11 protein-coding genes are annotated in these 11,541 nt (G+C 61.6%); 4 read left to right on the top strand and 7 right to left on the bottom strand.

Features of this window, described 5'->3' with window-relative positions; genetic code table 11:
* Window positions 1-2: 2 nt before the first annotated feature.
* Both KGA88_RS27575 and KGA88_RS27570 read right to left on the bottom strand, forming a co-directional pair.
* The gene (locus KGA88_RS27575; protein WP_223595661.1) at window positions 3-599 is read right to left on the bottom strand and encodes a DJ-1/PfpI family protein; all 597 of its coding nucleotides are present in this window, start codon (window positions 597-599) and stop codon (window positions 3-5) included.
* 114 nt (window positions 600-713) lie between these two features.
* Window positions 714-1,487, bottom strand: coding sequence for a ParA family protein (locus KGA88_RS27570; RefSeq protein ID WP_223595663.1), 774 nt, complete (start codon window positions 1,485-1,487; stop codon window positions 714-716).
* A 390-nt stretch (window positions 1,488-1,877) separates the two neighbouring features.
* Between KGA88_RS27570 and msuE the strand changes: the two genes are divergently transcribed.
* From msuE to KGA88_RS27550, 4 genes are read left to right on the top strand one after another with little or no spacing between them, the layout of a single operon-like run.
* Window positions 1,878-2,438, top strand: a complete 561-nt coding sequence (gene msuE, locus KGA88_RS27565) for an FMN reductase (protein WP_223595658.1) — start codon at window positions 1,878-1,880, stop codon at window positions 2,436-2,438.
* A gap of 11 nt (window positions 2,439-2,449) precedes the next feature.
* Window positions 2,450-3,595 (top strand): FMNH2-dependent alkanesulfonate monooxygenase, encoded by a 1,146-nt coding sequence (ssuD, locus tag KGA88_RS27560; RefSeq protein ID WP_110657904.1) that lies wholly within the window; start codon window positions 2,450-2,452, stop codon window positions 3,593-3,595.
* A gap of 55 nt (window positions 3,596-3,650) precedes the next feature.
* On the top strand, window positions 3,651-4,838 hold the full coding sequence (locus KGA88_RS27555; RefSeq protein WP_223595656.1) for an acyl-CoA dehydrogenase family protein: 1,188 nt from the start codon (window positions 3,651-3,653) through the stop codon (window positions 4,836-4,838).
* A 12-nt stretch (window positions 4,839-4,850) separates the two neighbouring features.
* The gene (locus tag KGA88_RS27550) at window positions 4,851-5,954 is read left to right on the top strand and encodes a sigma-54 interaction domain-containing protein (RefSeq protein WP_223595654.1); all 1,104 of its coding nucleotides are present in this window, start codon (window positions 4,851-4,853) and stop codon (window positions 5,952-5,954) included.
* A 31-nt stretch (window positions 5,955-5,985) separates the two neighbouring features.
* Here KGA88_RS27550 and KGA88_RS27545 read toward each other — a convergent pair whose 3' ends face one another.
* The 5 genes from KGA88_RS27545 to KGA88_RS27525 all read right to left on the bottom strand — a co-directional run bounded on the left by KGA88_RS27545 (window position 5,986) and on the right by KGA88_RS27525 (window position 11,334).
* Complete coding sequence (locus KGA88_RS27545) at window positions 5,986-7,032, bottom strand: methionine ABC transporter ATP-binding protein (protein ID WP_223595652.1); 1,047 nt, start codon at window positions 7,030-7,032, stop codon at window positions 5,986-5,988.
* Between the two features lie 172 nt (window positions 7,033-7,204).
* Complete coding sequence (locus KGA88_RS27540) at window positions 7,205-7,975, bottom strand: MetQ/NlpA family ABC transporter substrate-binding protein (protein ID WP_110657897.1); 771 nt, start codon at window positions 7,973-7,975, stop codon at window positions 7,205-7,207.
* A 98-nt stretch (window positions 7,976-8,073) separates the two neighbouring features.
* Window positions 8,074-8,739: a methionine ABC transporter permease gene (locus KGA88_RS27535; RefSeq protein ID WP_223595650.1), complete on the bottom strand. Its 666-nt coding sequence runs from the start codon at window positions 8,737-8,739 to the stop codon at window positions 8,074-8,076.
* Window positions 8,736-10,109, bottom strand: coding sequence for an LLM class flavin-dependent oxidoreductase (locus KGA88_RS27530; RefSeq protein WP_223595648.1), 1,374 nt, complete (start codon window positions 10,107-10,109; stop codon window positions 8,736-8,738). Before KGA88_RS27530 ends, KGA88_RS27535 begins: the two co-directional genes overlap by 4 nt.
* A gap of 10 nt (window positions 10,110-10,119) precedes the next feature.
* Window positions 10,120-11,334, bottom strand: coding sequence for an SfnB family sulfur acquisition oxidoreductase (locus KGA88_RS27525; protein WP_223595646.1), 1,215 nt, complete (start codon window positions 11,332-11,334; stop codon window positions 10,120-10,122).
* Between the last annotated feature and the right edge of the window lie 207 nt (window positions 11,335-11,541).

The raw sequence follows: 11,541 nt of genomic DNA, 5'->3' as shown, positions 1-11,541 counted from the left end.
CCTTAAAGAAACCGCGAAATGTTCGCCATCGCCCGCGTTATGTAAATGTCCTTCTCCCCCACCGGGGCAACGTAATGCAGCGCATTGCGTGCGGCCTCGACACCGGCAAGACGCGAGATGAACCAGGCGGCCAGATACTGCGACGACAAGCACCCGCCAGCGGTTGCGACATTGCCCTTGGCCACGAACGGTTGATTGAGTACCGCCACACCGGCCTCTTCAACCCATGGCTTGGTGATCAGATCCGTGCAGGCCGGCACGTCATCCAGCAGGCCCAGCTTTGCCAGTATGAGCGTGCCCGAGCACTGGGCGCCCAGCAGTTGACGCGCAGGATCAAGCTTGAGGCGAGACATCAGCGCGGCATTCGCGACGACGTCCCGGGTCATTCTCCCGCTACCCACCAGCACGGCGTCCGCTGCGCATGCGTCCTCCAACGATGTCTGCGCCTCGATCATCAGGCCGTTCATTGACAGCACCTTGTCGCTGGGGCTGGCGATAGACACTCGCCAACCAGGCTGTTGAACCCGGTTGAGGATGCCGAACGAGATCAGCGAATCAAGTTCGTTGAAACCTTCGAAGGTAAGGATGGCGATGTGCATGGTGAGCTCCGGGGCAGTGAAGTCTTGAGACCCAGCATAAAATCGAACAACCAGTACATTCAAAAAATTGTCATGGATACATTCAGACCCACTACAGCAACCTTGCTGTGGCGATCAACTGGCCCGCTCCAATGCGCAAAACAGGCTGACGAACTCCAATGAAAGCTTATGGCGTGGCGCCAGGTGGATCATCGGCACCGACGTTTCATGGGACTCACGCATTTTGACCGTGCTACTCAAATAATCCGGCAACACGGGCAAGCCCTCGGCCACCAACTCGTCGATCAGCGTCTGGTGCAAGCTGGCACGCGCGACAAACTGGTTGACCACCACGCCTTCGACGATCAACGACTCATTATGGTCAGCTCGCAACTCGGCCACTTGCGCGATGACGCTGTAGAGCGCCTGACGGGAAAAGCTGTCGCAATCGAAAGGAATCAGCACGCGGTCGGCGGCGATGAGTGCGCTGATCGTGTAGAAATTCAGGGACGGCGGCGTATCGATGTAAATCCGCTCGTAATCTTCGGACAGCTCCACCAACAAGCGGCGCAGCTTATTGATCTTGAATTTTGACTCAAGCTTTGACTGCAGGTCAGCAAGCTCGCGGCTTGCCGTGACCAGGTGCAGATTGTCGTAGCGAGTATCAGTGATGGCCACCCGATTCTTTTTGCTGGCCGGGCCACTGGACAAGGTTTGCTTGAAGAAATCGGCAATCCCCACGGGGATATCATCGCCTGTCAGCCCAGTCAGGTATTGGGTCGAGTTAGCCTGGGGATCGAGATCCACGAGGAGCGTCCTGTAGCCTTCGGCAGCGCTGACAGCCGCGAGATTGCAGGCGATGCTTGATTTGCCAACGCCCCCTTTTTGATTGAACACAGCTCGACGCATGAGAGAGGTAACCTGAAGAAGATCTGCCTCGATCATAGGTTTGAAACATTTCAGTAATATTTCTACGCGACAATTTTGTTTCATTTTTAAGACACCCTCCCACCGCGCTGGTCACGCAGACTCCTCCCCCGCATACAAACCAAAAGGAATATCAAAATAATTATTAATTCCTTTGAAGAATATAAACAATCTCCTATAACTGTCCGAAATCGAACAGCTCGCAAGTGTTCCCTGGCCAACAGCACTTCAACAAAAAGTGGCCTGGCAGCCACACACCAACCCAGAAAATCAAACAAAACCCTTTAGTTTCATATAGATAAAAACTGGTTCGGTTCTTGCTGAGTACTGCCACCGACTCTGTTTGTAGAGCGACAGCACAGGAATCAAACAATGACTGCCCCCTTGAACGTAATCGCAGTATCCGGCGGTGCCTATCGCCCTTCGCGTACCCAGGTACTCAGCCAGGCCATTCTCGACGAGGTCGCAAGCAAGCTGAATATTGTTGGCCGGGTGATCGAGCTTGCCGATCTCGCCCGCCCTGTTGGTGGCGCCCTCAGCCGTAAGGAACTGTCTGCGGAAGTCGAGGCACAGCTGCAAGCCATCGAGAACGCCGATCTGCTGATTGTCGCTTCGCCGGTCTATCGCGGCGCCTATCCGGGCCAGCTCAAGCACCTGTTTGACCTGATCGACCAGGATGCCCTGATCGACACGCCGGTACTGCTTGCCGCTACGGGTGGCAGCCCTCGCCACGCGCTGGTGATCGATCACCAGCTACGGCCACTGTTCAGTTTCTTCCAATCGCTGACCCTGCCATTGGGCGTGTACGCCAGCGAATCCGACTTCAGCAATTACCGCATCAGTTGCGACTTGCTCCAGGCTCGCATCGGCCTGGCCGTAGAGCGCGCCCTGCCGTTTTTCAGCAGCCACCAACGCTTGCGCCAGAGCGCCTGAGGAGCAGCACGATGAATGTTTTCTGGTTCCTCCCGACCCACGGCGACGGGCACTTCCTTGGCACCAGCCAGGGCGCTCGCCCGGTGACCCTCAACTACCTCAAGCAGATTGCCCAAGCGGCGGATGGCCTGGGTTACTACGGGGTGCTGATTCCCACCGGACGTTCCTGCGAGGACTCCTGGGTCATCGCATCGGCCCTGACCCCGCTGACCGAACGCCTGCGCTATCTGGTTGCGATTCGCCCGGGGATTATTTCGCCAACGGTGTCCGCACGCATGGCCGCCACCCTTGACCGGTTATCTGGCGGGCGCTTGCTGATCAATGTAGTGACTGGCGGTGATCCGGACGAAAACCGTGGCGATGGCATCCACCAAAGCCATGCCGAGCGCTATGAAGTCACCGATGAATTCCTGCGGATCTGGCGCCGCGTACTGCAAGGTGAAGCCGTGGACTTCCATGGCAAGCATTTCCAGGTGGAAAACGCCAAGGCCCTCTACCCACCGGTGCAGAAGCCTTACCCTGCGCTGTATTTCGGCGGCTCTTCAGACGCGGCCCACGACCTGGCCGCCGAGCAGCTCGATGTCTACCTGACGTGGGGTGAGCCGCCGGCCGCGGTGGCCGAAAAGATCGCCGATGTCCGCGCCCGGGCAGCCAGGCATGGGCGGACCGTAAAGTTCGGCATCCGCCTGCACGTGATCGTGCGCGAGACGGCTGCCGAGGCCTGGCAGGCCGCCGACCGACTGATCGAGCACATATCCGACGAGACCATTGCCGCGGCGCAAAAGTCATTCGCACGTTTCGACTCCGAAGGCCAACGGCGCATGGCCGCGCTGCATGACGGGCGCCGGGACAATCTGGAAATCGCCCCCAACCTGTGGGCCGGCGTCGGCCTGGTGCGCGGTGGCGCCGGCACGGCACTGGTCGGTGATCCACAACAGGTGGCTGCGCGCATCAAGGAGTACGCCGACCTTGGCATCGAAAGCTTCATCTTTTCCGGTTATCCGCATCTCGAAGAAGCCTATCGCTTCGCCGAACTGGTCTTCCCGTTGTTACCCGAACCCTATGCCAGCCTGGCAGGTCGCGGCGTGACCAATCTCACCGGGCCGTTTGGCGAAATGATCGCCAACGATGTCCTGCCACGGACACACAACGCATGAGCCTGTCGTCAACGACCTGCCTGGCGGGCACCCAAGAAAAATCGAGGAATGGCGAGTGAGCACCCAATTACAAACTTCTGTACTGAGCCCCTTGCAGATCGCGCGCAAACTGGCCGCCACCTTTGCGCAAACGGCCGCCGAACGGGACGAGCACGGCGGTACGCCGAAAGCCGAGCGCGATGCCCTTCGCCACAGCGGCTTGCTGGCCCTGAGCATCCCCACCCAGTTCGGTGGCCTGGGTGCCGACTGGAGCGAGACACTCGGCGTGGTCCGCGAGTTCGCCAAGGTCGACAGCTCGATCGCCCACGTCTTCGGTTTCCAGCACCTGATGCTGGCCACCGTGCGTCTGTTCTCACGACCCGAGCAATGGCAACCCTGGTTTGAACAGACCGCGCGCAACAACTGGTTCTGGGGTAACGCACTCAACCCCCTCGACACCCGCACAGTGGTGAAGAAGTTCGATGGCTGGCGTGAGTTTTCAGGCAAGAAAAGTTTCTGCTCCGGCGCCAGCGACTCGGAAATGCTGATTGCCTCGGCGGTCGACGAAAGCGCCGGCGGCAAGCTGCTGATCGCGGCCATTCCCAGCGGTCGCACCGGCATCACCCTGCATGGCGACTGGGACAACATGGGCCAGCGCCAGACAGACAGTGGCAGCGCCACCTTTGAGCGGGTGCGCGTGGAAGAGTCTGAGCTGCTGCTCGATCCAGGTCCGTTGAGCACCCCGTTCGCCTGCCTGCGCCCGCTGATCGCCCAACTGCACTTCGCGCACATTTTCCTGGGCATCGCCGAAGGGGCTTTCGAGGAAGCACGGCATTACACCCTCAAGGAGGGACGCCCGTGGTTCACCTCCAAGGCCCGCCATGTCAGCGAGGATCCCTACATCCTGCGTCACTACGGCGAGTTCTGGGTCGGCCTGGAAAGCGTGCGTGTCCTGGTTGAACGCGCCGCGACACAACTCGACGAAGCCTGGCACAAGGGACACGCCCTGGGCAGCGAAGAGCGTGCGCAACTGGCGCTGTCGATCGCCTGCGCGAAAGTGGCGGCGACCCGTACCGGCCTCGATCTGTGCACCCGCTTGTTTGAAGTCACCGGGGCGCGCGCGACTCACGCCTCACTGCGGTTCGACCGTTACTGGCGCAACCTGCGCACCCAGACACTGCATGACCCGGTGGACTACAAAATTCACGAGTTGGGTGACTGGGCGCTGAACCAGAACCGCCCCACTCCCACTTTCTACTCATAAGCGAGGGAGCCCATGCAACTGCTGACTCTGCCCCCATCTCCATCGTTAGCCACCTCGATCCGGGCCACCGCCCAGGTCTTCGAAGACCCCAAGTCGCAGGCCCTGCTCGCCCATTTGCAACAGGTCGCGCCGAGCGAGGCCAGCGTGCTGATCATTGGTGAAACCGGAACCGGGAAGGAGTTGGTCGCACGCCATATCCATAACCTCAGCCGCCGCAACCAGGGTCCTTTTGTGGCCGTCAACTGCGGCGCCTTCTCCGAATCACTGGTCGAGGCCGAATTGTTCGGCCATGAGAAAGGCGCCTTTACCGGCGCCATCAGCGCCAAGCCGGGCTGGTTCGAAGAGGCCAATGGCGGCACCTTGTTCCTCGATGAGATTGGCGACTTGCCGATGCCCATCCAGGTCAAGTTGCTGCGTGTCCTGCAAGAGCGTGAAGTGGTGCGACTGGGCTCGCGCAAGAGCATTGCGATCAACGTGCGAGTGTTGGCGGCGACCAATGTGCAGCTGGAGAAAGCGATCAACGCCGGGCATTTCCGCGAGGACCTCTACTACCGCCTCAACGTGGTCAGCCTGCATTTGCATCCGCTGCGCGACCGCCCCGGCGACATCCTGCCCCTGACCCGACACTTCATCCGCACCTACAGCGAACGCCTCGGATACGGCCAGATTGCCCTCAGCGCCGACGCCGAACGCAAGCTGGCCGGCTATGGCTGGCCCGGCAACATTCGCGAACTGGAAAACGTCATCCACCACACCTTGCTGATCTGCCGGGACGGTCTGGTCCGGCAGGAGGACTTGCGCCTGTCGAACTTGCGTATCGAGCGCCAGGAGGAACGAGTCAACTCAACTGAAGAGTCTGCCCAGGCGCTCCTGCAAAGGGCGTTCAAACGACTCTTCGAAGAACACCAGGGTGCGCTTTACGAGAAGGTTGAGGACAGCCTGCTGCGCGCCGCGTATCAGTTCTGCCATCACAACCAGGTGCATACCGCCAGCTTGCTCGGCCTGTCCCGCAACGTGACCCGCGCACGCCTGATTGCCATCGGTGAACTGGTGGTCAACAAGCGCCGCGCCATCGATGACGAGCCGGACAATCGGGTTATCCAGCTTTCGATATGATCGCCCGGCGTAGCCGCCGCCAATTGCAACCTCAGGCACCGGCCCGCTCGACCCGATCGGCTATCTGGTGCGCCTGTTGCAGCAACGCCTCCAACCCGCCACTGGATGCTTCCACGCGCACCCGCAGGCAGCCCAATGCACGGCCCTGGATGCGCTCGATACCGCCCTGCACCAGGTGCGTCCGGCAGCCGAACAGTGCGGCGATCGCCGACAATTCCGGCTCGTGGCCACGGGCACCGGTGTAGTGCAGGTCCAGCAGCACCTCGGTCGACTCAGGCGTAGACGGCACGTCATGCTCGGCAGACTGCAGCGTGCCAAGCAAGGCGCGGGTGACGTCGTGTCGCGGGTCACCGAACACTTGCCAGACGTCGCCCTGCTCGACCACCTCCCCGTGTTCCAAAACCACCACGCGGTCACAGAGATCGCGGATCACTTCCATCTCGTGGGTGATCAGCACGATGGTCAGCCCCAGGCGTCGGTTGATATCGCGCAGCAACGCCAGAATCGCCTGGGTGCTCTCCGGATCGAGTGCCGAGGTGGCCTCGTCGCACAGCAGTAAATCGGGCTGCAACACCAACGCACGGGCAATGCCGACCCGCTGCTTTTGCCCGCCGGAGAGTTGCGCCGGGTAAGCGTCGCGCTTGTCCTGCAGTCCGACCAGATGCAACAGCTCGTCAACTCTTCGCGCACGCTCGGCACGCCCGATGCCCGCCAGCCGCAGCGGCAACCCTACGTTGTCGCCGACGGTTTGCGAGGCCATCAGGTTGAAGTGCTGGAAGATCATCCCGGTGCGCTGGCGCAAACCCGCCAGGCGCGCACGATCGAAGCCGACGATATCCTCGCCGTCGATCAATACCTGGCCGCTGCTCGGCTGCTCCAGGCGGTTGAGCGAGCGCAGCAGCGAGGATTTGCCGGCGCCGCTGCGACCAATGATGCCGAACACCTCACCGCGGCGAATGTCCAGGTTGATGTCCTGCAGCGCGTGCACGCTCTGCGACCCGAGCCGGTAATGCTTGCCCAGGCCCACCAGGCGTATATGCACGGCGGCAGCCAGGGCCTGAGGATTGAAACTGACCATGAACGAAAGTCCTGCACAAACATAAGTGACCCTGCCCCCCTGTGGCGAGGGAGCTTGCTCCCGCTGGACTGCGTAGCAGTCCCATCTTTTGGGGCCGCTGCGCGACCCAACGGGAGCAAGCTCCCTCGCCACGGAAGGGGGTTCGTCTTTGAGTGAACGGTATTGCTGCCGATCAGAAACCGGGAGCGATCTGACCCTTGTAGCGGGTCAGGATGAAATCGCGCACTTGCGGCGAGTTCAGTGCCTTGGCCAGCTTCTGGATGCCAGGGTCGTTGATGTTGTCCGGACGGGCGACCAGGAACTCGACGTACAGGTCCTTGCCCTTCTCGACGATCAGCGCGCTGTTGGTGTCGATACCGGCCTCCAGTGCGTAGTTGGCAAACACGAAGGCCAAGTCCACCTGGCTCACCGCACGGGCCAGCAACGCGCCTTCCAGCTCACGAATCTTCAGCTTGTGCGGGTTCTCGACGATATCGTGTTGCGTCGCCAGGGTATTGCTCGGGTCCTTGAGCTTGATCAACCCGGCCTCGTGCAACAACACCAGGGCGCGCCCGGTATTCACCGGATCGTTGGGGATGGCGACACTGGCGCCTTCGGGCAGATCGGCGAGTTTCTTGATCCTGGTCGAATAGGCGCCGAACGGCTCGATGTGCACGCCCACGACCGGCACCAGATCGGTGTGCCGGGTCTTGTTGAAGTCATCGAGGAACGGCCGGTACTGGTAGTAGTTGGCGTCGAGGTTTTTCTCGGCCAGTTGCAGGTTGGGCTGGATGAAGTCGCTGAAGACCTTGATATCCAGATCGACACCTTCTTTGGCCAGCGCCGGTTTGACGAACTCCAGTATCTCCGCGTGGGGCACCGGGGTGGCACCCACCACCAGTTTTTCGTTGGCGTGGGCGCTCAGGGATAAAACGGCAGCGAGGGCGGCCAGGGTCTTTTTCATGCTCATGACTCCAGGATGATCAGAAAGTGGCCGTCGTGAGGTGGACGTAGGGCCTGCAGCAGCGGTACCCGGCTACTGCGTTCGGGTAGGTCCGGCGTTTAACGCCGTGTGTAATGTCGTACCAGGCGATCGCCGCTCATCTGCAAGGCCTGCACCAGCAGGATCAGCAGCAACACGGTGACCACCATCACATCGGTCTGGAAACGCTGGTAACCGAAACGAATCGCCAGGTCGCCCAGGCCGCCACCGCCGACTACGCCGGCCATGGCGGTGTAATCCACCAACACGATGGCGGTGACCGTGACGGCGGCGATCAGCCCGGTCCGGGCTTCGGGCAACAAGGTAAACAGGATGATTTGCGGGGTACTGGCGCCCATCGATTGCACGGCCTCGACCAGACCGCGATCGACTTCGCGCAAGGCACTTTCCACGAGCCGGGCGAAGAACGGCGTGCACCCGACCACCAAGGGCGGAATCGCGCCGCGCACGCCCAGCGAGGTCCCCGTGACCAGGGTGGTCACCGGGATCAGCACGATCAACAGGATGATGAACGGCATCGAGCGCAGCACGTTGGCCACCACCGACAACAGCCGGTAGAGACGCGGCGATTCGAGCAACTGGCGCTGGCCCGTCAGGTACAGCAGCACACCAAGCGGCATCCCGAGCAATACCGTGCAGCCCAACGCCACGCCGAGCATGCTCGTGGTGTCCAGGCAAGCCTCGGCCACTTCGCCCCAATTGACGTGAGCGAACCATTCGTTCATCGCGGTACCCCCACACGCAAGGCCGCCGCCGGGTGCGGAGCGGCCAGGCGATCGCCCTGCCCGAAGAGCTTGTGGCGCAGGGTGCCATCCTCGTATTCGCGCTTGAACAGCCCGCGTGCCTGCAACTCCGGCACCAGCAGATCGACCACCGCCTCAAAGGTCTCGGGCGCGACCACGCTGGCCAGGTTGAAGCCATCGACATCGGTTTCCTCGACCCACTCCTGGAGCTGATCGGCCACGGTTTTTGCCGAGCCGACCAGCACCGGGCCATCGCCACCGATGGCGCAGTAGTCGGCAATTTCCGCAGTGGTCCAGGTTCGGTTCGGGTCGGCGCGGGTAAATGCCTCTACGGTCGACTGGATGGCATCGCTGGGCACTTCACGCAGCACCTGGTCCGGCGAGTATTCGCCGAAGTCGATCCCGGTCCATCCCGACATCAAGGCCAGGGCGCCGCTCGCACTGGCGTACTCGCGGTACTCGCGCAAGCGCTCCAGGGCCTCGGCGTCCGTCGCGGCGACAATCACCGTGAGTTGTTCGAAAACCAGCACCTGATCGGCCTCGCGACCGGCAGCCCGGACCGCGGCACGCAGATCCGCGACCTGCTTTTTCAGGACTGCCTTGCTCGGCGCGGCAACAAACACACACTCGGCATTGGCGGCGGCGAAGACCCGGCCACGGCTCGAGGCACCGGCCTGGTAGATCACCGGCGTGCGCTGCGGCGATGGCTCGCTGAGGTGGAAGCCGGGCACCGTGAAAAACTCGCCCTGATGAGCGATGCCGTGCACCTTGCGAGGATCGGCGTAAACGCCACTGACGCGGTCGGCCTGTACCGCGCCCTCCTCCCAGCTGGCTTCCCAGAGTTTGTAGCAAACCTGCAGATATTCCTCGGCCAGCGCATATCGCTGATCGTGGGACAACTGCCGCTGCTGGCCCATGTTTCGCGCGCCACTGCCCAGGTAGGAGGTGACGATGTTCCAGCCCGCACGCCCCGACGTCAGGTGATCGAGGGTCGACATGCGCCTGGCGAACGGAAACGGATGCTCGAACGACACCGACGCCGTCACGCCAAACCCCAGGTGACGAGTCGCCGCAGCCATCGCCGGCACCAGTTGCAACGGGTCGTTGACCGGCACTTGCGCGGCACTGCGCAGCGCCTCGTCGGCACTGCCCTGGTAGACGTCATACACGCCGAGCACATCGGCGATGAACAGCCCGTCGATCTTGCCGCGCTCCAGGGTTTTCGCCAGTTCGATCCAGTAATGGATGTCGGTGTAGCGCGTGGACTGATCACGCGGGTGCCGCCACTGGCCGGGCGACAAGTGCCCTACGGTGTTCATGCTGAAGGCGTTGAGACGAATTTGCTTGGGCATGTGCGCGACCTCAAGACCAGTCATGGCGTGGCGGCTTGATGCCGTTGAGCAGCCAGTTGCCGATCACGTGGTACTTCCAGCGCACAGGGTCGTGCAGGGTATGGACCCGCGCGTTGCGCCAATGGCGATCGAGGTTGTGCTTGCGCAGCGTCGACCGGGTACCGCCCAGTTCAAACAGCTTGTTGCTGGCCTCGATGGCGATTTCGGTGGTCAACACCTTTGCCCTGGCGACCGCCAGCGATGCCTGCGCGACGGAGTGTTCATCGGGTGCCGACCTGGCCTGGTCGAGCACCAGGCCGGCACGCTCGAGCAACGCTTCGGCGGCTTCCAGGCGGATATCCAGTGCGCCGACCTGAATGATGGTCAACGGATCTTCGCTGGCCTTTTCCACCCCGGCATCGATCCATGGCCGCGCCTGCTCACGCACAAAACCGATGGTGTCGCGCAGTGCTGCACGGGCAATGCCGGCATCGATGGCCGCCGTGGTGATCTGCGCAAAGGGCCCGGCCAGGGTCGGACGCTCATAGGAGCGGTAAGTCGGGAACAGATTGAAGGCCGGCACCCACAACCCCTCGACCAGCACGGTACCGCTGGACGTGGTGCGCTGACCGATGCTGTCCCAGTCGTCCACCACATTCAAACCCTCGGTATGACGCGGTACGAAGGCCAGTTGTGCACGGTCCTCGCTGTCCAGGGCCAACACACCCAGCCAATGGGCATAGAGCGATCCGGTGCAATAACCCTTGCGCCCATCGATGCGATAACCCTCGCCCTCCGCGACCAGGCGGGTACGGATGTCCTGCACGTTCTTGCCGCCGGTTTCCGACAGCGCATTGGCAAATCGATTTCCCGCCAGGGCCAGCCCGAAGAAGAACTGCTTCTGCTCGTGGCTGCCCTGCAAGCGGATGTCTTCCAGCAGGCAGTAATGATTCTGCGGGATCTGGCCAAGGGACGGGTCGGCCGCCGAGACAATCGCGATGACCCGCGCCAGCGTCGCATAAGACACCTCGGCGCCGCCGTACTCCCGAGGCACCGTAATGCCCCAGAGTCCGCTGTTGGAAAAAGCATCGACCACCTCGGCCGGCACCTGGCGCGTCAGATCGCGCTCGCTGGCGCCAACCTGCAACAGCGCAGCGATTTCATGGGCGATGCCAATGGCTTCGGCGTCATCACGGATCACGTGGGCCGAGGGTGGATTGATCGGGTATGCGGCTGAAACTGACATGGATTCCTCACTCTAACGGTGGCTCCGCCAACGGCCGCACAGTCTTGCAAATGACTGTCGGCACGGAGCCTTGATCAGAATGAGCACGATCCATGCCATGAAACTTAAACGTTAAATATCAATAACTTATATAAATCAGCAGAAACTGGAGTAGGTAACCGGACACTTGCTGTTGAAGTACTGTTGAGAATTCAACAGTGGTCGGGC

This window comes from Pseudomonas sp. A-R-19, assembly GCF_019956575.1.
Lineage (GTDB): Bacteria > Pseudomonadota > Gammaproteobacteria > Pseudomonadales > Pseudomonadaceae > Aquipseudomonas.
This window is presented reverse-complemented; position numbering and strand designations above follow the sequence as displayed.

Coding starts and splice junctions, on each gene's coding strand:
- msuE (WP_223595658.1), top strand. CDS start 1,878: ATGACTGCCCCCTTGAACGTAATCGCAGTATCCGGCGGTGCCTATCGC.
- KGA88_RS27530 (WP_223595648.1), bottom strand. CDS start 10,109: ATGCCCAAGCAAATTCGTCTCAACGCCTTCAGCATGAACACCGTAGGG.
- KGA88_RS27525 (WP_223595646.1), bottom strand. CDS start 11,334: ATGTCAGTTTCAGCCGCATACCCGATCAATCCACCCTCGGCCCACGTG.
- KGA88_RS27575 (WP_223595661.1), bottom strand. CDS start 599: ATGCACATCGCCATCCTTACCTTCGAAGGTTTCAACGAACTTGATTCG.
- KGA88_RS27545 (WP_223595652.1), bottom strand. CDS start 7,032: ATGGTCAGTTTCAATCCTCAGGCCCTGGCTGCCGCCGTGCATATACGC.
- KGA88_RS27550 (WP_223595654.1), top strand. CDS start 4,851: ATGCAACTGCTGACTCTGCCCCCATCTCCATCGTTAGCCACCTCGATC.
- KGA88_RS27570 (WP_223595663.1), bottom strand. CDS start 1,487: ATGCGTCGAGCTGTGTTCAATCAAAAAGGGGGCGTTGGCAAATCAAGC.
- KGA88_RS27535 (WP_223595650.1), bottom strand. CDS start 8,739: ATGAACGAATGGTTCGCTCACGTCAATTGGGGCGAAGTGGCCGAGGCT.
- ssuD (WP_110657904.1), top strand. CDS start 2,450: ATGAATGTTTTCTGGTTCCTCCCGACCCACGGCGACGGGCACTTCCTT.
- KGA88_RS27540 (WP_110657897.1), bottom strand. CDS start 7,975: ATGAAAAAGACCCTGGCCGCCCTCGCTGCCGTTTTATCCCTGAGCGCC.